Source organism: Bradyrhizobium sp. SRS-191 (genome assembly GCF_024586915.1).
In the GTDB taxonomy this organism is placed as follows: Bacteria; Pseudomonadota; Alphaproteobacteria; order Rhizobiales; family Xanthobacteraceae; genus Bradyrhizobium.
Window position 1 is genome coordinate 66,630 of the sequence record NZ_JANBVS010000007.1, and the last position, 20,425, is coordinate 87,054.

Below are 20,425 nucleotides of genomic sequence, written 5' to 3' on the forward strand. Positions count from 1 at the left end.
TTCCCATCACATCCGCGGCTCCCCGGAGTCCGCGGCCCTTCCTGTCACCACGCGCGACCATCGAAGCGCTTCTGAACCGAGACTCCCATGGCGCGTGACCAGATCGATATGACCCCGCTGCAGTCGCGCGACGAGCTCGTGGCGTGGCTGGAGGCCGGCGTGAAGCCGCCGTCCGCGTTTCGCATCGGCACCGAGCACGAGAAGACGCCGTTCACGCTCGACGGTCACCGCCCCGTGCCTTACGAGGGCGCACGCGGCATCGGCGCGCTGCTCGAAGGCATGAAGCTGCTGCTCGGCTGGGAGCCGATCATGGAGCGCGGCAACATCATCGGGCTCTATGACGTCACCGGCGGCGGGGCCATCTCGCTCGAGCCGGGCGGCCAGTTCGAACTCTCAGGCGCCCCGGTCGAGACCGTGCACCAGACCCAGAGCGAACTGATGGCGCATCTGGCGCAGGTGCGCGAGATCGCCACCCCGCTCGGCATCGGCTTCCTCGGCCTCGGCATGACGCCGTCCTGGTCGCGCGACGAAATCCCGGTGATGCCCAAGGGCCGCTACAAGATCATGCGCGGCTACATGCCGAAGGTCGGCAGCTACGGCCTCGACATGATGTTCCGGACCTGCACGGTGCAGACCAATCTCGACTTCTCCTCGGAAGCCGACATGATCAAGAAGCTGCGCGTCTCGGTCGCGCTGCAGCCGATCGCCACCGCGCTGTTCGCCAACTCGCCCTTCACCGAGGGCAAGCCGAACGGCTTCCTGTCGTTCCGCTCGGAGATCTGGCGCGACACCGACAATCAGCGCGCCGGCATGATCCCCTGGGCGTTCGAGGACGGCATGGGGTTTGAGCGCTGGGTCGACTACGCGCTCGACGTCCCCATGTACTTCGTCAAGCGCGAGGAAGACTACATCGACGTCTCCGGCACGTCGTTCCGCCAGTTCTTCGAAGGCAAGAATCCGGCAATGCCCGGCGAGCGCCCGACACTCTCGGATTGGGCCAATCATCTCTCGACCGCATTCCCTGAGGTCCGCCTGAAGCGCTATCTGGAAATGCGCGGCGCCGACGGCGTGCCGTGGGGCCGACTGCCGGCGCTGCCGGCGTTCTGGGTCGGCCTGCTCTATGACGACACCAGCCTCGATGCCGCCTGGGACCTGGTCAAGAACTGGACTGCGTTCGAGCGCCAGAACCTGCGCGACGACGTTCCACGGCTCGGCTTCAAGGCGCGCATCCGCAATCGCTACGTGTTCGAGGTGGCCAAGGACTGCCTGACGCTGGCGCATCATGGCCTGCGCCGGCGCAACCGCGTCGACCATCATGGCCGCGACGAGAGCCGCTACCTCGAGCCGCTCGACCAGATCATCGATTGCGGCCGCTCCCCCGCGGAGGAGATGCTGGAGAAGTACAACGGCCCGTGGCACGGCTCGGTCGAGCCGGCCTATGACGAATACGCGTTCTGATCGGAGCGGCTGAACCTGCGGTCGTCGCGGGTTCGGCGCGCCGCCACCGGTTTTTGGCGCAGACGGCGCTCGATCTACTTTTTTGTTGCGATTTGTGTCTGCTGCGCGGTTCGAGGCCCGCGCCCAGGAGCTCCAGCGGCGCTTTGCTTAGAGCTGTTCCAAGACGCCAATGCCGTTCATGCGCCATACAGGTTCGTGGCGATCAAATGACCACCCAAAAGCACGCAAGAAAACACAAGCGTTAACAATGGGTCGGATGGTTCAGCGGCGCGCGGGGCGCTTCATCGGGGCATGGCTGCGGGCACTGGCGTGCCTGCTCGCGGCCCTGTGCCTGACGCCCGCTGATGCCCAGACCTATTCCGACCGTCCCGGCGGCGACTACATGAGCGCGCCGATCGCCTCAGGCGACCCGGCCGATTGCGCGCTGCTGTGCGAGCACGACCGGCGCTGCCGCGCCTGGAGCTTCAACTATCCGACCGTGATGGAAGCCGGCGCCGTTTGCTGGCTGAAGAACAGCGTGCCGGCGCGGGTTCCTGACAATTGCTGCGTCTCAGGCGTGCGCGGCGCCGGTGTCGTCGAGATCCGCAACGATGCGGTGGAGACCTCGATCGATCGGCCCGGCGGCGACTATCGCAGCTTCGACATCAAGACCACCGATCTCAAGGCCAACGACAAGGTGGAAAAGCCCGCCGACAAGGTCGCTGACAAGGGCAGCGACACCAAAGTGGCGGACAAGAAGGACGAGAAGGCCGCCGACGCCGAGGAGATCTGCAAAGCCGCCTGCACCGGCGACAACAAATGCCGCGCCTGGACCTTTGCGCGGCCCGGCTATGCGGGCAAGGAGGCACACTGCTTCCTGAAGAAGGAGATCAAGCCGCCACGGCGCAAGGCCGGTTTCACGTCCGGCGTCGTGCGCTGAGGCGTCGAGCCCCTGGCCGTCAGGATTATTTTCTCCGTCAGCGCGTAACATTGCAGCGGTCCCGTTCGAAATGAGTTGCGCCGCCGGAGTTCTTTTGCCGGCTGCTCGTCGCAACGCAAAGATCGGGATTTGCCAGGATGTTTTCGCGCAGGTTTTTCGCCACCGCAGCCGTGGCTGCCACGGTCGCCGTGGCCGGGTTTGGCACGGCCTTCGCCGTCGAAACCACCCCCTATTCGGACGCTGCCTTCAAGGCGGCGCAGACCGCAGGCCAACCGATCCTGATCGAGATACACGCCGGCTGGTGCCCAACCTGCAAGGCGCAGAAGCCGATCATCGACAAGCTCGCGGCCGAGCCGAAATTCAAGGACCTGAAGATCTTCCGCGTCGATTTCGACGACCAGAAGCCGGCGGTGAAGGGCTTCGGCGCGCAGATGCAGTCGACGCTGATCGTGTTCAAGGGCGCGAGCGAGACCGGGCGCTCCGTCGGCGACACCAAGGAAGCCTCGATTGCCGCGCTGCTCGACAAGAGCCTGTAACGCATCATGATCGCGCTGGCGCTGGCCTTTCTGGCCGGCCTGCTCTCGATCCTGTCGCCCTGCGTGCTGCCGCTGGTGCCGATCGTGCTCGGCGCCGCGGCCTCGGCGCATCCACGCGGCGTGGTGGCGCTGGCGGCAGGCCTCGCGCTGTCCTTCACCGGCATCGGCCTGTTCATTGCGCTCGCTGGCAATCGGCTGGGTCTCGATGCCGGCGCGTTCCGCCTAGTCGCGGCGGTGATCATGCTGGCGATCGGCGTCGTCCTGCTGGTGCCCTCCTGGCAGGCGCAACTCGCCGTCGCCGGCGGCCCGGTGCAGCGCTGGGCCGACCGGCATTCACAAGGCTTCGCGGTGTCGGGCGCGGGCGGTCAGTTCGTGATCGGGCTCCTGCTCGGCGCCGTCTGGTCGCCCTGTGTGGGACCGACGCTGGGCGCCGCCTCACTGCTGGCCTCGCAGGGGCGCGACCTCGTCCGCGTCACCCTGACGATGCTCGCGTTCGGCCTTGGCGCCGGCCTGCCGCTGGTCGTGCTCGGAATGGTGTCGCGGACCACCATGATGCGGCTCCGCGAGCGGCTGCTGTCCGCCGGCAAGCTCGGCAAGATGCTGATGGGCGCCGCGTTCGCGGTCGTGGCGGTCGCGATCCTCAGCGGCGCGGACAAGCAGCTCGAGGCCTGGCTGGTCGCGATCTCACCGGCGTGGCTGACGGAACTGACGACGTCAATCTAAATTGCCCACGGGACGCGCTGGCCGCGCAACACGCTCGCTGTCATTCCGGGGCGGGCCGCGCAGCGGCACGAGCCCGGAATCCATACTCCCGGTCGTGGCTATGGATTCCGGGCTCGCGCTCCGCGCGTCCCGGAATGACGCGTAGAGAGAGCTGTGGCTCCCCACGGAATCATGGCTCGGGTGCGATCACCGTGATCTCCGGCCACAGCGCCTTCCAGCGCGCCGCCTTGGCCGCGTAGTTGGCCGCCGTGAAATTGGCCGTGTAGTTCGGCCGCACGATCATCTGGTCGATGTCGTCCAGGCCCTTGGGCGCATAGATCTCGTATCCGTCGCGGACAGGGCGAAGGCCGACCTGCGTGTTGGCGGTCAGGAACCGATCGATGCCGTCGGTCGATCGCGACAGAGGCGGGTAGGGGCGGCCGTGCTTGGCCGGGTACCACAGATGCACGCGGGCCTGATTGCGCACTTCGACTTTGGCATCGATCCCGACGAGACAGGATGCGACCCGCCGGATCACCACATCTTCGGCGTCCCACGACGTGTCAGGATCGAAATAGAATACATCATAGTCGAGGATGCCGTGGTCGACGGGGCGTCCGGTGCGCACGTTCCAGACCGTCTGCACGAGGCAGCCCGACACGATCCATGCATCCGGCAATGCCGTTGCGCGCAACACGTCCATGATCGCCGCGTTGACAGGATTTTTTATCGCTGACGTGACGAAGTCATCTTCGGTCATGTCCCTTGATAGCACGCGAATACCGTCCGCTCACGCGGACATCGCACGATTCCCCGCAACGGATGTGGGAAAACGAAGCGCTCAGCCGCGCTCGAACGTGGCGACGGCTTTTTTCGACGCCAGCGCCCGCCATTGTCGCCGCAACAACGGCTCGACGTCAGCCGGCCGCGCCGTCGACAGCCGCAGCAGCACGATCGGATAATCGCGATAGTGATCGGTGAAATAAAACAGTTTTGGCCGGCTCTCGACCAGCATCGCGCGCTCGTCCGATGGCACGCCGGGCAGGACGAGACTATCCCCGTCCTCCTTCAGCCGCGCCAGCATCTTCTTGCGGACCTTCAGCGCCGGCGTCCCGTAGGACGTGCCGTCCTCGACCTCCGGCCATGCCAGCGCGAGCGCCCTGACATCGTCGAAGGTCACGGTCGTCGTCCGCTCAGCGCACCGCGGTGAAGAAGCGGTCGAGCCGGAAGCCGGACAGCCAGGCCCAGACCGGCTGGTTCTTGAAGCCGAGATCCCAGGAGCCGACCACCGCATCGGCGCGGCCGACCAGATTGTCGATCGGCAAGAAGCCGACGCCGCCGTCGCGCAGCGAGACGCGGCTGTCAGCGGAGTTGTCACGGTTGTCGCCGAGCACGAACAGCTTGCCGGGTGGCACGGTGACCTCCGTCGTGTTGTCGAGGCGGCCGTTGTCGCGCATCTTGAAGATCAGGTGCGACACGCCGTTCGGCAGTGTCTCGACGTAGCGATAAGCGGGCTCGTTGCGGCCGGTGTCGTCCTCGGCGTCGCCGATGCCGTCGGGCTTGAGCCCTGCTGCCTCGCCGTTGATGTAGAGCTGGCCCTGGCGCATCTGGATGCGGTCGCCGGGCAGGCCGACGACGCGCTTGACCCAGGCCTGCGAGGTGTCGCCCGGCCAGCGGAACACGACGACGTCGCCGCGCTTCGGCGTCTCGCCGAACAGACGTCCCGTCTCCGGCAGGGTGATCTGCATCGGCAGCGACGAGGTGCCGTAGCCGTAGGGGAATTTCGACGCGAGCAGGGCATCGCCGATCAGCAGTGTCGGCTCCATCGAGCCCGAGGGCACATAGAACGGCTCGGCGATGGCGCCCTTGGCCAGGAAGACGACCGCCACCACGGCTGCGAGCTGGGCGATCTGTCCGCCCCAGCCTGTCTCTTTACGGGTGGTCTCTTTGCGCGGGGCCTTCGTGCTGACCTTGCTCGTGGACATTTTGTCGAGGCTCATCGGCCCGTGCCTCCCACCGTGATGCGATCCATGCGAAGCGTCGGCTGTCCCACGCCGACCGGCACGCCCTGGCCGTTCTTGCCGCAGGTGCCGATACCGGTGTCGAGCGCGAGATCGTTGCCGATCATGCTGATGCGGTTGAGGTCGGTCGGGCCGTTGCCGATCAGCATCGCGCCCTTGACCGGCGCGCCGACCTTGCCGTCTTCGATCTTGTAGGCCTCGGTGCACTGGAAGACGTATTTGCCCGAGGTGATGTCGACCTGGCCGCCGCCGAAATTCACGGCGTAGATGCCGTTCTTGACGGAGGCGATGATCTCGGCGGGATCGCGGTCGCCGGCCAGCATGTAGGTGTTGGTCATGCGCGGCATCGGCACATGCGCGTAGCCCTGGCGGCGGCCGTTGCCGGTCGGCGCCATGTTCATCAGCCGCGCATTCTGGCGGTCCTGCATGTAGCCGACGAGAATGCCGTCCTCGATCAGCACGGTGCGGCTGGTCGGCGTGCCCTCGTCGTCGATCGACAGCGAGCCGCGGCGCGAGGCCATGGTGCCGTCATCGACCACGGTAACGCCCTTGGCCGCGACCGGCTTGCCCAGCAGGCCGGCGAAGGCCGAGGTCTTCTTGCGGTTGAAGTCGCCCTCGAGGCCGTGGCCGACGGCTTCATGCAGCATCACGCCGGGCCAGCCGGCCCCTAGCACGACGTCCATCTCGCCCGCGGGAGCGGGGACGGATTCGAGATTGACCAGCGCCTCGCGCAGCGCGCCGTCGGCGGCCTCGCGCCAGGCCTTGGTCTCGATGAAGCGCGCATAGGGCTCGCGGCCGCCATAGCCCTTGCTGCCGCTCTCCTGGCGGTCGCCCTGGCCGGCGACGACGGAGACGTTGACGCGCACCAGCGGACGGATGTCGCGATAGCTCTCGCCGTCGGGCCGCAGGATTTCCACGACCTGCCAGGTCGCACCCAGGCTCACCGTCACCTGGCGCACGCGCGGATCCTTGTCGCGCAGATAGGCGTCGATCTCGCCGAGCAGCTTGACCTTGCTCTCGAAGCCGGGCGCGTCGAGCGGATTGTCGTCGGCATACAGCCGCACATTGGTGTGCGGCGGCGCGCTCGCGAACGTGCCGGAATAGCCGCCGCGCACCGCGCTCACGGCATCGGCAGCGCGCATCAGGGCCGGCAGCGACACGTCGGAGGAATGGGCGTAGCCGACCGCATCGTCCTTCACCGCGCGCAGGCCGAAGCCCTGGCTGGTGTCATAGGTCGCCTGCTTGAGCCGGCCATTGTCGAAGGTCAGCGCCTCGGTCTGGCTGTATTCGAAGAACAATTCGCCGTCATCGGCGCCGGAAAGGCCGCGCGCGACCTCGCTCCGGACCGCATCACGATCCAGATTGGCGCGCTCGAGCAGAGAGGTGGTGGGAGCAGTCATGGGTCAATCCGTTGTCGGAGCGTTCATTCCAAGATAGTTGTTTTGACGCCGGGGCGCGAGGGGCAGGATGATTACCGAACTGACATGGTTGAGATCGTTCCCATTACGGCCGCTCACATCGAGAGCTTCCATCGCACGCTGGACTGCGTCGCGCGCGAACGCCGCTACCTGTCCTTCGTGCAGGCGCCGCCGCTGGAGTCGACGCGCGCCTTCATTCTGAACAACATCCACGAAGGATATCCGCAATTCGTCGCTCTCTCGGCGGGCGAGGTGGTGGGCTGGTGTGATGTGACGCCCAAATCGGGGCCGATCGATGCCCGGATTGGGGTGCTCGGCATGGGCCTTTTGCCGCAGTTCCGGCACCAGGGCCTTGGCCGGCGCCTGATGGACGCGACGCTGGAGGCGGCGCGGGTCGCCGGCTTCTCGCGCGTCGAGCTCAACGTCTATCGCGGCAATACCAATGCGATCCGGCTGTACCAGAAGGCAGGCTTCCTTCTGAAGGCGGTTCAGCCGCGGGAGGCCGGCGATGATGGCTTCGACAGGACCCTGCTGGTGATGGCGTTGGCGCTGGACGCGTCGCGCTGAGCTAGCAGCTTCCGCAACAAGGGCGAGAACGCACACCGATCACGGCAATGTGCACCAAGTCCTCGCGTCAATCCAGCGCGACGTCAGGGCAGCTTGTCAAATCCGTCGGCGAGGCCGTTCAGGCTGAGCGGGAAGCCGATGCCTTCCTCCGGCGTCTCGAAGATGATGAAGGTCGCGGTCTTCGCCGTCTTGAGCTGGCCGAGCAGCTTGTCTTCCAGCACCACCTCCGCGACGCAGCCGTTCGGCAGGCAGCGCACGAAGCCGGCGCGGCCGACATCCTGGTTATCGAGCTTGAGGCCGAGGCCGGACGGCAGCAGCACGCCGAGCGGCGCGACCACGCGCATCAGCCGGCTCTTCTGGTCGGCGGTCTTGAGCATGATCACCGTCAGGCCGGCATTGGAGCGGTCCTCGGCGACGACGCTTTGGATCAGGGCGCATTGCTCGGCCTGCGCGCCCGGCGGCGTGTCGCAACGGATCTGCCAGTCGCCATGCACCGAGCGCACGGCGCCCTGCGCAAAGGCCGCGTGCGGCACACCGATGGCCGTTGCCATCACCACGAACACGCTCGCTGCGGCACAGACCATCGCGACGGCGCGCGCGAAGCGTCCGCTGTCAGCGCTGAGTCGGCACAAACGGCGCGAGTCATTCGCAGCTGGGGGGAGCATGTCAGCTGTCCTGTCCGTTGAAACCCTGGTTCGGGTCAGTGCCATGACAATTTCCTGTGGGTGATCTGCGCATCCGACGCCATGATACGGCAATGATGGCGTCATGAGGACCGCCTCACCAGCCTACGGCACGAAACGATACGAAATATGGCCGCACCCGGTGCACTCCCGCTGCGCCTCGCCGAATCAGCGTCGCAAGCGGTCATGTTCCGTTGCCTACATCGCAGCATACACCTGTCAAGCGCTCGTTGTCCGGGAAATCACGGCATGCGGCAATTTCTCGGAAAAATTAGCTCATTGCAGCCGATGACGCCGCGCGCGAAATCCGGCTTAAGACTGCATTGCGATAGATCAAGAATTATGGTTTGAGAAGAAAGATTTCGTCATTCCAGTGAACTGGCCCAGGTGCTTTTCTAAGCGTCCGCCCGAAGGCCATTTGTCAGGAGAGCGGATCGAACGGCGCGCCGCCGCGTAAGACGGGCGGTGCGCTGAGGGGGAAAGTTCTGAAGGGAGCGCGACGGCATGAAGATGTCGAAAGGCCAATTGGGCGCCTGCTTGCTGGGGTTGGCCGTGGCAGGCATGACGGGTGGATCGGCATTTGCTGAAACCGGGCAGCCGGCGCCGTGGGAATACAAGCTGCAGGAAGCCGCAACGCCGGTGATGGAGAACATCACCTGGTTCCACGGGCTGCTGCTGGCGATCATCACCATCATCACGCTGTTCGTGCTGGCGCTGCTCGTCGCGGTGGTCGTGAAGTTCAACGCGCGCGCCAATCCGGTGCCGTCGCGGACCACGCACAATACGCTGATCGAGGTGGCGTGGACGCTGATTCCGGTGCTGATCCTGGTCATGATCGCGGTGCCGTCGTTCCGCCTCTTGTTCCTCGAGCTCGACGTGCCGAAGGCCGACCTGACGATCAAGGCGACCGGCAAGCAGTGGTACTGGAGCTACGCCTATCCCGACAACGGCAAGTTCGAGTTCGACTCGCTGATGGCGCAGGACAAGAAGCCCCGCCTGCTCGCGGTCGACAATGAGATGGTCGTGCCGGTCAACAAGGTGGTTCGTGTCCAGACCACCGGCGCAGACGTCATCCACTCCTGGGCGATCCCGTCCTTCGGCGTGAAGATCGACGCCATTCCGGGTCGTCTCAACGAGACCTGGTTCAAGGCGACAAAGGTCGGCATGTATTACGGCCAGTGCTCCGAGCTGTGCGGCAAGGACCACGCCTACATGCCGATCGCGGTGCGGGTCGTGAGCGACCAGGAATTCACCGCCTGGGTCGAGGACGCCAAGAAGAAGTACGCCAGCGCGCCCACGAGCACGTACGCCTCTGCTGCCGGCGTGTCGCAGTAACGCACGGGGACGAACGCGAAGGAATTGAGGGCCGCGTCACGCGGTCCACGGGGACACTGAGGATTGGACAATGGCGACGAACGTAGCGACCCACACAGGCCATGACGATCACGCGCACGACCATCCGACCGGATGGCGGCGCTGGGTCTATTCGACCAACCACAAAGACATCGGCACGATGTATCTGATCTTCGCGGTGTGCGCCGGCATCATCGGCCTCGCCATGTCGGTCGCGATCCGCATCGAGCTGATGTATCCGGGCGTGCAGCTCTTCCACGAGAACCACACCTACAACGTGTTCGTGACCTCGCACGGCCTGATCATGATCTTCTTCATGGTCATGCCGGCGATGATCGGCGGCTTCGGCAACTGGATGGTGCCGCTCATGATCGGTGCGCCGGACATGGCGTTCCCGCGCATGAACAACATCTCGTTCTGGCTGCTGCCCGCCTCGTTCGCGCTGCTGCTCACCTCGACCTTCGTCGAGGGCGAGCCCGGCGCCAACGGCGTCGGCGCCGGCTGGACGATGTATGTGCCGCTGTCGACCTCCGGCCATCCGGGACCGGCGGTGGACTTCGCGATCCTGTCGCTGCATCTCGCCGGTGCATCGTCGATCCTCGGCTCGATCAACTTCATCACGACCATCTTCAACATGCGCGCGCCGGGCATGACCCTGCACAAGATGCCGCTGTTCGTGTGGTCGATCCTGGTGACGGTGTTCCTGCTGCTGCTGTCGCTGCCGGTGCTCGCCGGCGCCATCACCATGATGCTGACCGACCGCAATTTCGGCACCACCTTCTTCGATCCGGCGGGCGGCGGCGATCCGCTGCTGTTCCAGCACCTGTTCTGGTTCTTCGGCCATCCCGAAGTGTACATCCTGATCCTGCCCGGCTTCGGCATGATCAGCCAGATCGTCTCGACCTTCTCGCGCAAGCCCGTGTTCGGCTATCTCGGCATGGCCTACGCCATGGTCGCGATCGGCGGCATCGGCTTCGTGGTCTGGGCGCACCACATGTACACGGTCGGCATGTCCTCGGCGACGCAGGCCTATTTCGTCGCCGCCACCATGGTGATCGCGGTGCCCACCGGCGTGAAGATCTTCTCCTGGATCGCCACGATGTGGGGCGGCTCGATCGAGTTCCGCGCGCCGATGCTGTGGGCCGTGGGCTTCATCTTCCTGTTCACGGTCGGTGGCGTCACCGGCGTGGTGCTCGCCAATGCGGGCGTCGACCGCGTGCTGCAGGACACCTACTACGTCGTCGCGCACTTCCACTACGTGCTGTCGCTCGGCGCCGTGTTCGCGATCTTCGCGGGCTGGTACTACTGGTTCCCGAAGATGTTCGGCTACATGTACAACGAGACGATCGCGAAGGCGCACTTCTGGGTCACCTTCGTCGGCGTGAACCTGGTGTTCTTCCCGCAGCACTTCCTCGGCCTGTCGGGCATGCCGCGCCGCTACATCGACTATCCCGACGCCTATGCCGGCTGGAACCTGGTCTCCTCGCTGGGCTCCTACATCTCGGCCTTCGGCGTGCTGATCTTCATCTACGGCGTGGTCGATGCCTTCATGCGCAAGCAGCAGGCGGCGAACAATCCGTGGGGACCGGGCGCAACGACCCTGGAATGGACCTTGTCGTCGCCGCCGCCGTTCCACCAGTTCGAGGTGCTGCCGAAGGTGCAGTAAGCCCCGACGGCCTCCGATGCGGCGCCGTTTTCGGCGCCGCATCGATATCTGCCAGCCGGTACGCTCTTGGGCCTGACCCTGGGCATGCCGGCCGGATCTCCGAAGCCAACGTGCTGACCTGCGCGCTGCCTGCGCAAAAGTCCGGCGCCCTTTTGAATTGAAGTCTGGATTCGCCGTGTCGGTCATTGATCAGAACGCCATCGCCGTCGGCCCGCGGATTTCCGAGGCCGATGTCGGCGATTATCTCGCGCTGCTGAAGCCGCGCGTGATGTCGCTCGTGATCTTCACGGCGCTGATCGGCCTTCTGATCGCCCCCGGCCACTTCCACCCCGTGCTGGCGATCACCTCGCTGCTGTGCATCGCCGTCGGCGCCGGCGCGTCCGGCGCGCTGAACATGGCGCTGGAAGGCGACATCGACTCGTTGATGTCGCGCACCGCCAATCGTCCGATCCCGCGCGGCCGCGTCACCCGCCAGGAGGCGCTCGCCTTCGGCATCACGCTGTCGTTCTTCTCGGTGCTGACGCTCGGCATCCTCGTCAACTGGTTCGCCGGCGCGCTGCTCGCCTTCACCATCTTCTTCTACGTCGTGATCTACACGCTGTGGCTGAAGCGCTGGACCGCGCAGAACATCGTCATCGGCGGCGCCGCCGGGGCGCTGCCGCCGGTCGTGGCCTGGGCCGCGGCCACCGGATCGGTGGCGCCGGAGCCGCTCTGGCTGTTCCTCATCATCTTCTTCTGGACCCCGCCGCATTTCTGGGCCCTGGCGCTGTTCCGCACCGACGACTACGCCCGCGCCGGCGTGCCGATGCTGCCCGTGGTCGCCGGTCCCGATGCGACCCGGCTGCAGATCCTGCTCTACACCATCGTCCTCGTAGCCATCGCCGCCGCGCCCTGGCCGCTCGGCTATTTCGATGCCGTCTATGGCGTCGTCTCGCTCGCGCTCGGCGCCGGCATGCTGTGGCTGGCCATCGAGGTGTTCCGCAAGCGCGAGCGCAGCCAGTCGCTGCGCGCCAACCGCAAACTGTTCGCGTTTTCGATCCTGTATCTTTTCGCGCTGTTCGCGACGCTCGGCCTCGAGGCGGTCGCGCGCATGATCGCGCCGCTGATCTGGTAAAGGACGAATGGCAACCGCGATGGCCGATCCGAATGAGCCAGAGGGCATCGTCCTCACCGAGGCGCAGCTGCGCAGCCGCCGCCGGCGGTCGATCGCGATCGCGCTGGCGCTCGGCGTCCTCGTGGTGCTGTTCTTCGCAGTCACCATGGTCAAGGGCCCCGTGGTGCTGAAGCGGCCGATGTAGAGATGTGAAGCAGAGCCAGCCGATGGACAGCAGCGACCAGACCCCTCCGACATCAGCGCAGGCTGCGCCGGCTTCCGCCGCGCAGGGCGCCACCGCGTCGCGCCGGGGTTGGGGTCGTGACGCCCTGGTCGGCACCATCTGCGGCACGGTCGTCGTGTTGATGGTCGGCGCCTCCTACGCCGCCGTGCCCTTCTACAACTGGTTCTGTCGCGCCACCGGCTTCAACGGCACCACGCAGGTCGCGACCGCAGCGCCGTCCTCGGCGCCGCTGGCGCGCCGCATCGGCGTGCGCTTCGACGCCAACGTCGCCGGCGGCCTGCCCTGGAAATTCGAGCCGGAGAAGACCGAGATCGAGGTCGCGATCGGCGAGGTCGTCACGGTCTACTACAAGGTCACCAACCAGTCGGCGCGCACCACCATGGCGCAGGCCGCCTACAACGTGACGCCGCTGACCTCGGGCGCCTATTTCCAGAAGATCAACTGCTTCTGCTTCACCGAACAGACCATGGCCCCGGGCGAGACCCGCGAGATGCCGGTCGTGTTCTACGTCGATCCGGCGATCACGGGCGATCACGAGAACGACGGGCTGCAGACGATCACGCTGTCCTACACCTTCTATCCCGTCCGCGACGCCGAGCCCAAGCCGGTCGCCGCGGGCGAGCCGGACAAGCCGCGGGGCAATCTATGACCGCGGCGACCTCCGGAATTCGGGGACCATCGCTGTTGAACGACACTTTGCCGGGGCGACCGGCATCGATCTGGGGAGAGACTTGCCATGGCTGAGGCGCACGCCAAGCATCACGACTACCATCTGGTTGATCCAAGCCCGTGGCCGTTCGTCGGCTCGGTGTCGGCCTTCATCATGGCGTTCGGCGCGATCGGCTGGATGCACAAGATGTACGGCGCCGCGCCGATCGTGTTCGGCATCGGCACCATCGGCGTGCTCTACACGATGGCGAGCTGGTGGGGCGACGTGATCAAGGAAGCCCAGTACAAGGGCGACCACACCCGTGTGGTGCAGCTGCATCACCGCTACGGCATGATCCTGTTCATCGCCTCCGAGGTGATGTTCTTCGTCGCCTGGTTCTGGGCCTATTTCAACGTCGCGCTGTTCCCGGGCTACGAGGTGCAGGCCACCCGCGACGCGCTGATCGGCGGCGTCTGGCCGCCCAAGGGCATCGAGACCTTCGACCCCTGGCACCTGCCGCTCTTGAACACGCTGATCCTGCTGACCTCGGGCACCACCGTCACCTGGGCGCACCACGCGCTGCTCGAAGGCGACCGCAAGGGCCTGAAATACGGCCTGATCCTCACGGTGCTGCTGGGCGCGACCTTCACCTGCGTGCAGGCCTATGAGTACGGCCACGCGACGTTCTCGTTCGCCGGCCACATCTACGGCGCCACCTTCTTCATGGCCACCGGCTTCCACGGCTTCCACGTTCTGGTCGGCACGATCTTCCTGATCGTCTGCCTGATCCGCGCCTATGCCGGTCACTTCACACCCAAGCAGCATCTCGGCTTCGAGTTCGCCGCCTGGTACTGGCATTTCGTCGACGTGGTGTGGCTGTTCCTGTTCATCTGCATCTACGTCTGGGGCCACGGCGCCGAGTCCATGGCGCACGGCGCGCACTAAAGCAGCACGCGCCGGTTGCATCGAACGTGTTAAGAAAGGGCGGCCGTCGGGTCGCCCTTTTTCGTATCGCGCCGCGCCGGCTGATCCAAATGTGATCCGCTCTCGTCGCCTCCGGTTGTATCACCGGCAGGCGTCGTCCGGGCCGCCCAGCTCGGGACCAGGGGCAAGAAAGGGGCAAGACAGCATGACCACCCATCCGCCCGTCGCCTTGAGCCAGACCATCTTTCGCGGGCTCGCCTGCCGCTGCCCGCGCTGCGGCCAGGGCAAGCTGTTCGAGGGCTTCCTCAACCTGCGCAAGCGTTGCGAGGCCTGCGACCTCGACTACGCCTTCATCGACACCGGCGATGGCCCTGCGATCTTCATCATGATGCTCGCCGGCGCCATCGTCGTCGGCGCCGCCCTGATCGTCGAGGTCAAGTACCAGCCGCCGTTCTGGGTGCACGCCGCGCTGTGGGGCCCGTTGATCCTGGTCACGACATTGCTGCCGCTCCGCGCGATGAAGTCGCTGCTGATCGCCCTGCAATTCCACCACAAGGCCGCCCCCGGCCGCCTGGTGGACAAGACGCCGCAATGAGTTTGGACCCTCTTTTTGAGAGGCAAGCCCGCGCCACGTAACTCGTGCGCTCCCTCTCCCCGTTCTTACGGGGAGAGGGTTGGGGTGAGGGGCATCCGCACGGGGAGTGTTCGTGGTGAGACCTGTACCCCCTCACCCGGATTGCATCTTGCGATGCAATCCGACCTCTCCCCGCAAGCGGGGCGAGGTGAGGACCGAACCCGCGGTAGGGTCTCGTGAAATCAACTGCAGGGGCGCCAAGACATGACTGATCCAACCTACTCATGACCTCCAATCGTCCCAAAACCTCTTCCCGCGCCTTCGCCGCCTTCACCCTCGTGATGGTCGCTCTGTTCATCGGCCTCGGCGTGTGGCAGCTGCAGCGCCGCGCGGCCAAGCACGCGCTGATCGCCGCGCTCACCGATCGCGTCGCCGCGGCGCCCGCGCCGCTGCCGCCGCCAGGCGACTGGCGCATGTTGACGCCCGAGCGTGACGAATTCCGCCGCGTCAGCTTCAGCGCCACCTACGCCAAGCTCCCCGACGCGATGGTCTACAGCGCCGGCTCGGCCGTGCGCGAGGACGTCTCCGGCCCCGGCACCTGGGCCTTTCTGCCGGCGCGCCTGCCCTCCGGCGAGACCGTCGTGATCGACGCCGGCTTCGTCGCCAACACCATGCAGGAGCGCGGCATCCAGGATCGCCAGGTCGGCAAGCTCGTCACCGGTGAGCCCGTGATCCTCACCGGCTATCTGCGCTTCCCCGAAGCCGCCGGCCTGCTCACCGCGGCGGAAAACCACGACAAGCGCCTGTGGTTCACCCGCGACCATGTCGCGATGGCGCGCGCGCTCGGCTGGGGCGAGGTCGCACCGTTCTACATCGACCTCGAATCCCCGGTGCCGGAGAACGGCATTCCCAAGCCCGGCCCGCTGTCGCCGCATCTGCGCGACGAGCACATGCAATACGCCATCACCTGGTTCTCGCTGGCGGCGGCGCTGATCGCGGCCTTTGCCGTGTGGGCGAGGGGACGCCGCGCGGCGAACGGATGACGCCGCCGCCGCTCATGCCCTGGACACCGCCAGCGAAACGCCGCTTGACTTAGAGCGCGCTCGAACCCGTAGCCTGCCCGGCGTCGTGAATGAGATGAGGCACGCATGAAGATCGGCGAGCTGGCCAGACAGTCGGGGCTGACGGCCCACACGATTCGCTACTACGAGCGGATCGGTCTGCTGCCCAGAGCTGATCGCGATCATGCATGCCAGCGGGACTACGACGCATCGATCCTGACCTGGATCGAGTTTCTCGGCCGCCTGAAGGCCGCGGGAATGCCGATCCGCGACATGCTCCGTTATGCGGAGCTGCGTGCCCGCGGCGCCGCCACCGAGCCGGAACGACGCCGGCTGCTGGAGCGGCATCGCGAGGTGGTCCGAACGCGCGTCGCCACGTTGCAGGATTGCCTTCTCGTTCTCGACGGCAAGATCGCCGGCTATGCCGGCAGCAGCGAGAGGACTGATGACCATGACGCAATCCATCCCGAGCCGATCCGCGACAACGAGCACGGCGCCAACCGGCGCGCAATCCGACGCCAACCACGATCAGGACCGGTTGGCGCGCGGCCGGCGCGCGCTCGATAGAATCGACGGCGAGGCCGGTCACAACGTGATCGCGGCGCTCGCGGACATCGCGCCTGACTTCGCCACCTACGTGATCGAATTCCCGTTCGGCGACATCTATTCGCGCCCGGGTCTCGACCTGCGCAGCCGCGAGATCGCGACCATCGCGGCCCTGACCGCGCTCGGCAATGCCGGGCCGCAGTTGAAGGTGCATATTCACGCCGGCCTCAATGTCGGCCTCAGCCGCGAGGAGATCACCGAGGTGATCATGCAGATGGCGGTCTATGCCGGCTTTCCCTCCGCCCTCAACGGGTTGTTCGCAGCCAAGGCTGTGTATGCCGAGGCCGATGCAAAGGCCGCTGCGGCCGCTTAGCTCTCAGCGACGATGCGAGGGCGTCATGGCCCGCGCGAGCGAAGCGAGATGCGGGACTGGCGGTGACGCCCGCAGGTCGCTGCCGCTCAAGCGGGCGACGCCTCGATCGACCTCACGCTGCCGGAGACTCTCACCGGCGCGCCCGGTTGCCCGTCGAGATCGACCTGGAGGCCGCACGGCACGCCCATGTCCTCGCCCTGCCGGATCATGATCGACCCTACGGCCGGCCACGCCAGCTCGCGCAGATAGCCGGCGAGCGCCGCGGCGGCCGCGCCCGTCGCCGGGTCCTCGTAGACGCCGCCGAACGGAAACGGGTTGCGGGCGTGAAACAGCTCCGGCGTCTCGGCGTGAACGAGAGCGAAGGTGCAGTAGCGCTGGCGCTGCGCCAGCGCCTGACCACGGTTGAAGTCGTAAGCGATGGCGGCGAGGCGGCCGCGGTCGCGCAGCGCGATCACCGGATGATCCATTCCGGCGTGGGCGATGACGGGCGGGATCCTTTCGTCGAGGTCGCCGTGCGACAGTCCGAACAGCGCGAGGATTTCGTCCAATGCGTCCGGAGACAGCGCGCGCGTCTGCGTCGGCGGCGATCGAAATGCCGCCCCCCATTCGCCAGCCGAGTGATGGCCGTCGACGGTGATGGCGGCATGGTTGAGCTGGAGCGCGAACGTCCCCGGGCGTTCGTGCCGCGCGAGCGCCGCGCCGAGCGCGATGGTCGCGTGCCCGCAGAAGTCCACCTCGGCCTCCGGCGCGAAGTAGCGCACACGCCATGTGTCACCGTCCGGCGCCGCGAACGCGGTCTCGGAATATCCGATCTCCGCCGCCATCGCCTGCATTGCAGCTGCTTCAGGCAGCGTCTCGCCAATCACCACACCCGCCGGATTGCCGCCGCGTGGTCCGTCGGTGAAGGCTGCAATGCGTTGGATGATCATGAGGCTAGAGATAGTCGTTGGTGGTGGCCAGAAACTGTAACCAGGACGTCAGAGTTGCGCTTGCCACAATCATTGCCGAACGCTTGGGACCATTCTATCGTATCGTCGGACTAGCTAGTCAGATCAAGATAGGCATTCGTTCATTCCCGCAGCCCAGTTTCGGTAAGGTTCTTCAGGTAGCCGCATACTCGAAAAAGACCTCACCACTTCTTTTTGCTGGACGTCATTGTTATGATTGAACCCTTAGATAAATTCAAGGAAGCGAAACTAAAGGTTAGATGGGCCCAGATTCATATCTACAAGCTTATTGATCAATATAGTGCGTTTCTCGCGTCTGAAGCTGCGCAGGCGACTATCCTTCAAGATGAGAAAACGGGAAGCCATCATCTTGAACTCCAAGCTCCTCAGGAGTTGATGCCTAAAGTTGCGTTGATTGTAGGTGACGTGGTGCACAATCTACGCACCGCGTTTGATTACATCTCGATTGGTATAACTGGCATCGAAGCGATGTCGTTGCCCGTTGGTCGAAGAAAGAGCGACCTTCTTGCTCTCAAGCGCTACAAGGAGATCAGGCAAGTGAACTCCACGTTGGCGGACTTTATCGTTGATGAGATCCAGCCTTATCATCGTGGGAGATACATGCTCTGGGAGCTATCCGAGCTAGACCGTCTCGACAAGCATCGTCTGATACTGCCTACTATTCAACATGTGCATCGCCTTGGGATGATTTTAGAGGATGCGAACGGCAAAACTCTAGAGAATCGATGGGTTTCCAATCAAAGTAGTTTGGGTGCTCGAGTTCTGCCTGGCGATGGCCCGTTTAAAATCAGGGACCAAGGTCAATCGGGCATAAGCGTAAGCTTCGGGCCCGGAACGCCATTCAATAACGAGCCCGTACTCGAAACTCTAGATCGGCTGGTTGAATGTGCTCCCCGCGCTATTCAAGCGTTTGAAGAGTTCTACTTTGGAAAAAACTCTGATGCCGATTCGTCCGAATAGTTCAGTTATCGAAATCTACGTACGTGCATATGTCGATCAATCTTGAGTACAATTAGCTTTTCGATTCTTTGTTATTTTCGGTCCGTCCGCACATACGCCCGCTCGCCCGTGCGCGGCTGAAACCACACGTCCAGCGTCTCGCCGCTGCTGGGATCGACGAAGCGCTCGTCGGTCTTGATCCAGTCTGGCCCGGGCGGGGCGGAGAGCGCGGCGCGCTTGTAGCCGCCCTGGCGGAAGAAGAACCACACCAGCACGATGGCTGACATAACCGCGAGCCAGAGCATGAGGCCGATCATGGCGCGGGTTCGATGACGGCGGCTGTGCCATAGGCGACGATCTCGCTCATGGTCTGGCCGATCTCGGCGCTGTCGAAGCGCATCATCAGAATGGCGTTCGCGCCCATCGACGTCGCGTTGTGGACGAGCCGATCGAGCGCGTGGCGCCGTGCCTCCTCCAGCATCTGCGTGTATTCATGGATCTCGCCACCGACGATCGAGCGCAGGCTGGCCACCAGATTGCCGCCAAGCCCACGGCTGCGCACCACCACGCCAAAGCACTGGCCCAGCATCCGCACCGTGCGGTGGCCGGTCACGTTTTCGGTCGTCACGACAATCATGGGTAACCTCCGTCTGATGCCGGCTGTTGCGGCCGGCGCTCGATTTGACAATCGAGCGACCGTTTCGGTTCATGCGAGCCGCCAGCCTGCGCCAAGTCTCTTTCGGAGCCCATGCTGCGCCCCAAATTCCGCTGTCGTCCCGGGCAAGTGGGCCGGCGCGGCAGCGCCGGCGCGCGCCGACCCGGAATCCATACTCCCGATCGATGATAAGGCGGCAGGCTGGAGCGACAGCACGCCTCGCACGGGCGATGGTGGTTATGGGTCCCGGGTCGGCGCCCGACAACGCTTGCGCGTTGCCGGGCTTGCCCGGGACGACCACCGAGGGCCAGGAGATTATGCGGGCCACGAAGCGTGCCAGCCTTGTCGTGTCGAACTGAGTCGCCCGACGGGCAGTCAGGATCGACGCCGGCGATCACACGAACTAATAAGTTCGGTCGCCCCGGAAATCCAATTTTCTCATCAGATCCAAAGCCATCAGCGTATCCAGCCCAGTCCGCCCAGAAATTTGACTTTCACTTTTTCCGAAATCATGATTGTCTAGGCCCATCCCGCCTCGTTGCGAGGGGCGTACGCGTCGTCACGGACGTGAGGTGGGATGCGATGGACGGGTCGGCTGCAACTGACGAGTGCGGCCGGCACGGACGGCGAAGTCGCGTGGTCCTGACACCCCGACGCTGGTGTCCCCCGCGGTGGTGCGCGCAAGCGCATTGTCGCGGCACGGTGGCCATAAGCCGGTGCACCGAGGAGAGCGCGTATAAGTCGTAAGCCATCGCGCAGGGAAGGCCGGGTCGCTCTGGCTGAACCTGTGGTTCCTGCCCCGTGCATTCTTGTTCGCACGGGGGCCGCGGGTGCCAGCCGGCATCCGGTCTTCCCTGCGCCCTCCGTTCGAGGAGGGAGGAATTTCCGCAAAGCTCGGGCGCCGATCGCGCCGCGAGAAGGTGAAGTTGCGCTCTGACGGGGGTCCAACCGTTGCCGCGCATGGGTTGCCTGGGAGGCTGTCGGCTCTTTCGACGTCATTGCGAGGAGCGTCGCGACGACGTGTCCGCCGAAGCCCATCGGGCGAAGGCGGAAGCCATCCAGAGTCCCGCCCAGCA

General features: G+C 65.2%; 24 protein-coding genes. 16 read left to right on the forward strand and 8 right to left on the reverse strand.

The features are described 5' to 3' along the window. Window positions 1-87: 87 nt before the first annotated feature. From NLR35_RS14580 to NLR35_RS14595, 4 genes are all read left to right on the forward strand, one after another. Window positions 88-1,458, forward strand: a complete 1,371-nt coding sequence (locus tag NLR35_RS14580) for a glutamate--cysteine ligase (protein WP_257167226.1) — start codon at window positions 88-90, stop codon at window positions 1,456-1,458. Window positions 1,459-1,705: 247 nt separating this feature from the next. Further along, window positions 1,706-2,377 carry a PAN domain-containing protein gene (locus NLR35_RS14585; protein WP_374940815.1) on the forward strand — a complete coding sequence of 224 codons (672 nt, stop codon included), beginning with the start codon at window positions 1,706-1,708 and terminating at the stop codon, window positions 2,375-2,377. 137 nt (window positions 2,378-2,514) lie between these two features. Continuing rightward, complete coding sequence (locus NLR35_RS14590; RefSeq protein ID WP_257167227.1) at window positions 2,515-2,913, forward strand: thioredoxin family protein; 399 nt, start codon at window positions 2,515-2,517, stop codon at window positions 2,911-2,913. A gap of 6 nt (window positions 2,914-2,919) precedes the next feature. Next, window positions 2,920-3,636: a cytochrome c biogenesis CcdA family protein gene (locus NLR35_RS14595; protein WP_257167228.1), complete on the forward strand. Its 717-nt coding sequence runs from the start codon at window positions 2,920-2,922 to the stop codon at window positions 3,634-3,636. 169 nt (window positions 3,637-3,805) lie between these two features. Here the strand turns inward: NLR35_RS14595 and NLR35_RS14600 are convergent, their stop codons facing one another. From NLR35_RS14600 to tldD, 4 genes are all read right to left on the reverse strand, one after another. Next, window positions 3,806-4,375 (reverse strand): nucleotidyltransferase family protein, encoded by a 570-nt coding sequence (locus NLR35_RS14600; RefSeq protein WP_257167229.1) that lies wholly within the window; start codon window positions 4,373-4,375, stop codon window positions 3,806-3,808. 81 nt (window positions 4,376-4,456) lie between these two features. Continuing rightward, window positions 4,457-4,795: an MmcQ/YjbR family DNA-binding protein gene (locus NLR35_RS14605; protein ID WP_257167230.1), complete on the reverse strand. Its 339-nt coding sequence runs from the start codon at window positions 4,793-4,795 to the stop codon at window positions 4,457-4,459. Window positions 4,796-4,808: 13 nt separating this feature from the next. Beyond that, a complete protein-coding gene (gene lepB / locus NLR35_RS14610; RefSeq protein WP_257167231.1) occupies window positions 4,809-5,615 on the reverse strand; it encodes a signal peptidase I in 807 nt (268 codons plus the stop codon). After that, on the reverse strand, window positions 5,612-7,036 hold the full coding sequence (gene tldD, locus NLR35_RS14615; RefSeq protein WP_257167232.1) for a metalloprotease TldD: 1,425 nt from the start codon (window positions 7,034-7,036) through the stop codon (window positions 5,612-5,614). Before tldD ends, lepB begins: the two co-directional genes overlap by 4 nt. An 84-nt stretch (window positions 7,037-7,120) precedes the next feature. Between tldD and NLR35_RS14620 the strand changes: the two genes are divergently transcribed. Beyond that, window positions 7,121-7,621 carry a GNAT family N-acetyltransferase gene (locus NLR35_RS14620; RefSeq protein WP_257167462.1) on the forward strand — a complete coding sequence of 167 codons (501 nt, stop codon included), beginning with the start codon at window positions 7,121-7,123 and terminating at the stop codon, window positions 7,619-7,621. Between the two features lie 83 nt (window positions 7,622-7,704). Here the strand turns inward: NLR35_RS14620 and NLR35_RS14625 are convergent, their stop codons facing one another. After that, complete coding sequence (locus NLR35_RS14625; protein WP_257167233.1) at window positions 7,705-8,331, reverse strand: invasion associated locus B family protein; 627 nt, start codon at window positions 8,329-8,331, stop codon at window positions 7,705-7,707. 477 nt (window positions 8,332-8,808) lie between these two features. Between NLR35_RS14625 and coxB the strand changes: the two genes are divergently transcribed. From coxB to NLR35_RS14675, 10 genes are all read left to right on the forward strand, one after another. Further along, on the forward strand, window positions 8,809-9,639 hold the full coding sequence (gene coxB / locus NLR35_RS14630) for a cytochrome c oxidase subunit II (protein WP_257167234.1): 831 nt from the start codon (window positions 8,809-8,811) through the stop codon (window positions 9,637-9,639). Between the two features lie 70 nt (window positions 9,640-9,709). Then, window positions 9,710-11,323 (forward strand): cytochrome c oxidase subunit I, encoded by a 1,614-nt coding sequence (gene ctaD / locus NLR35_RS14635; protein ID WP_257167235.1) that lies wholly within the window; start codon window positions 9,710-9,712, stop codon window positions 11,321-11,323. A gap of 175 nt (window positions 11,324-11,498) precedes the next feature. Continuing rightward, window positions 11,499-12,437: a heme o synthase gene (locus NLR35_RS14640; RefSeq protein ID WP_257167236.1), complete on the forward strand. Its 939-nt coding sequence runs from the start codon at window positions 11,499-11,501 to the stop codon at window positions 12,435-12,437. A gap of 7 nt (window positions 12,438-12,444) precedes the next feature. Further along, window positions 12,445-12,621 (forward strand): CoxF protein, encoded by a 177-nt coding sequence (locus NLR35_RS14645; RefSeq protein WP_257167237.1) that lies wholly within the window; start codon window positions 12,445-12,447, stop codon window positions 12,619-12,621. A gap of 22 nt (window positions 12,622-12,643) precedes the next feature. Then, window positions 12,644-13,309 (forward strand): cytochrome c oxidase assembly protein, encoded by a 666-nt coding sequence (locus tag NLR35_RS14650; protein WP_257167238.1) that lies wholly within the window; start codon window positions 12,644-12,646, stop codon window positions 13,307-13,309. A gap of 87 nt (window positions 13,310-13,396) precedes the next feature. After that, complete coding sequence (locus NLR35_RS14655; RefSeq protein ID WP_257167239.1) at window positions 13,397-14,254, forward strand: cytochrome c oxidase subunit 3; 858 nt, start codon at window positions 13,397-13,399, stop codon at window positions 14,252-14,254. Between the two features lie 184 nt (window positions 14,255-14,438). Beyond that, window positions 14,439-14,828: a DUF983 domain-containing protein gene (locus NLR35_RS14660; protein WP_257167240.1), complete on the forward strand. Its 390-nt coding sequence runs from the start codon at window positions 14,439-14,441 to the stop codon at window positions 14,826-14,828. Window positions 14,829-15,091: 263 nt separating this feature from the next. Further along, window positions 15,092-15,850: an SURF1 family protein gene (locus NLR35_RS14665; RefSeq protein ID WP_257167241.1), complete on the forward strand. Its 759-nt coding sequence runs from the start codon at window positions 15,092-15,094 to the stop codon at window positions 15,848-15,850. Between the two features lie 105 nt (window positions 15,851-15,955). Beyond that, a complete protein-coding gene (locus tag NLR35_RS14670; protein WP_257167242.1) occupies window positions 15,956-16,435 on the forward strand; it encodes a MerR family transcriptional regulator in 480 nt (159 codons plus the stop codon). Further along, the gene (locus tag NLR35_RS14675) at window positions 16,320-16,787 is read left to right on the forward strand and encodes a carboxymuconolactone decarboxylase family protein (RefSeq protein WP_257167463.1); all 468 of its coding nucleotides are present in this window, start codon (window positions 16,320-16,322) and stop codon (window positions 16,785-16,787) included. The genes NLR35_RS14670 and NLR35_RS14675 overlap by 116 nt, the downstream gene beginning before the upstream one ends. Before the next feature lie 86 nt (window positions 16,788-16,873). Here NLR35_RS14675 and NLR35_RS14680 read toward each other — a convergent pair whose 3' ends face one another. Beyond that, entirely contained in the window at window positions 16,874-17,716 is an 843-nt protein-coding gene (locus NLR35_RS14680) for a PhzF family phenazine biosynthesis protein (protein ID WP_257167243.1), read from the reverse strand. 231 nt (window positions 17,717-17,947) lie between these two features. Between NLR35_RS14680 and NLR35_RS14685 the strand changes: the two genes are divergently transcribed. Beyond that, window positions 17,948-18,715, forward strand: coding sequence for a hypothetical protein (locus NLR35_RS14685; protein ID WP_257167244.1), 768 nt, complete (start codon window positions 17,948-17,950; stop codon window positions 18,713-18,715). Between the two features lie 71 nt (window positions 18,716-18,786). Here the strand turns inward: NLR35_RS14685 and NLR35_RS14690 are convergent, their stop codons facing one another. Further along, window positions 18,787-19,011, reverse strand: a complete 225-nt coding sequence (locus tag NLR35_RS14690; protein WP_257167245.1) for a hypothetical protein — start codon at window positions 19,009-19,011, stop codon at window positions 18,787-18,789. Next, complete coding sequence (locus tag NLR35_RS14695) at window positions 19,008-19,331, reverse strand: heavy metal-binding domain-containing protein (protein ID WP_015663907.1); 324 nt, start codon at window positions 19,329-19,331, stop codon at window positions 19,008-19,010. The genes NLR35_RS14690 and NLR35_RS14695 overlap by 4 nt, the downstream gene beginning before the upstream one ends. Window positions 19,332-20,425 lie beyond the last annotated feature (1,094 nt).

What these genes read in the sequence shown, in the direction of transcription:
- NLR35_RS14655 (WP_257167239.1), top strand. Translation starts at nt 13,397, where the DNA reads ATGGCTGAGGCGCACGCCAAGCATCACGACTACCATCTGGTTGATCCA.
- NLR35_RS14645 (WP_257167237.1), top strand. Translation starts at nt 12,445, where the DNA reads ATGGCAACCGCGATGGCCGATCCGAATGAGCCAGAGGGCATCGTCCTC.
- lepB (WP_257167231.1), bottom strand. Translation starts at nt 5,615, where the DNA reads ATGAGCCTCGACAAAATGTCCACGAGCAAGGTCAGCACGAAGGCCCCG.
- NLR35_RS14660 (WP_257167240.1), top strand. Translation starts at nt 14,439, where the DNA reads ATGACCACCCATCCGCCCGTCGCCTTGAGCCAGACCATCTTTCGCGGG.
- NLR35_RS14625 (WP_257167233.1), bottom strand. Translation starts at nt 8,331, where the DNA reads ATGGCACTGACCCGAACCAGGGTTTCAACGGACAGGACAGCTGACATG.
- NLR35_RS14690 (WP_257167245.1), bottom strand. Translation starts at nt 19,011, where the DNA reads ATGATCGGCCTCATGCTCTGGCTCGCGGTTATGTCAGCCATCGTGCTG.
- NLR35_RS14675 (WP_257167463.1), top strand. Translation starts at nt 16,320, where the DNA reads ATGACGCAATCCATCCCGAGCCGATCCGCGACAACGAGCACGGCGCCA.
- NLR35_RS14620 (WP_257167462.1), top strand. Translation starts at nt 7,121, where the DNA reads ATGGTTGAGATCGTTCCCATTACGGCCGCTCACATCGAGAGCTTCCAT.
- NLR35_RS14650 (WP_257167238.1), top strand. Translation starts at nt 12,644, where the DNA reads ATGGACAGCAGCGACCAGACCCCTCCGACATCAGCGCAGGCTGCGCCG.
- NLR35_RS14685 (WP_257167244.1), top strand. Translation starts at nt 17,948, where the DNA reads ATGATTGAACCCTTAGATAAATTCAAGGAAGCGAAACTAAAGGTTAGA.
- coxB (WP_257167234.1), top strand. Translation starts at nt 8,809, where the DNA reads ATGAAGATGTCGAAAGGCCAATTGGGCGCCTGCTTGCTGGGGTTGGCC.
- tldD (WP_257167232.1), bottom strand. Translation starts at nt 7,036, where the DNA reads ATGACTGCTCCCACCACCTCTCTGCTCGAGCGCGCCAATCTGGATCGT.
- NLR35_RS14585 (WP_374940815.1), top strand. Translation starts at nt 1,706, where the DNA reads ATGGGTCGGATGGTTCAGCGGCGCGCGGGGCGCTTCATCGGGGCATGG.
- ctaD (WP_257167235.1), top strand. Translation starts at nt 9,710, where the DNA reads ATGGCGACGAACGTAGCGACCCACACAGGCCATGACGATCACGCGCAC.
- NLR35_RS14600 (WP_257167229.1), bottom strand. Translation starts at nt 4,375, where the DNA reads ATGACCGAAGATGACTTCGTCACGTCAGCGATAAAAAATCCTGTCAAC.
- NLR35_RS14590 (WP_257167227.1), top strand. Translation starts at nt 2,515, where the DNA reads ATGTTTTCGCGCAGGTTTTTCGCCACCGCAGCCGTGGCTGCCACGGTC.
- NLR35_RS14695 (WP_015663907.1), bottom strand. Translation starts at nt 19,331, where the DNA reads ATGATTGTCGTGACGACCGAAAACGTGACCGGCCACCGCACGGTGCGG.
- NLR35_RS14670 (WP_257167242.1), top strand. Translation starts at nt 15,956, where the DNA reads ATGAAGATCGGCGAGCTGGCCAGACAGTCGGGGCTGACGGCCCACACG.
- NLR35_RS14595 (WP_257167228.1), top strand. Translation starts at nt 2,920, where the DNA reads ATGATCGCGCTGGCGCTGGCCTTTCTGGCCGGCCTGCTCTCGATCCTG.
- NLR35_RS14665 (WP_257167241.1), top strand. Translation starts at nt 15,092, where the DNA reads ATGACCTCCAATCGTCCCAAAACCTCTTCCCGCGCCTTCGCCGCCTTC.
- NLR35_RS14680 (WP_257167243.1), bottom strand. Translation starts at nt 17,716, where the DNA reads ATGATCATCCAACGCATTGCAGCCTTCACCGACGGACCACGCGGCGGC.
- NLR35_RS14580 (WP_257167226.1), top strand. Translation starts at nt 88, where the DNA reads ATGGCGCGTGACCAGATCGATATGACCCCGCTGCAGTCGCGCGACGAG.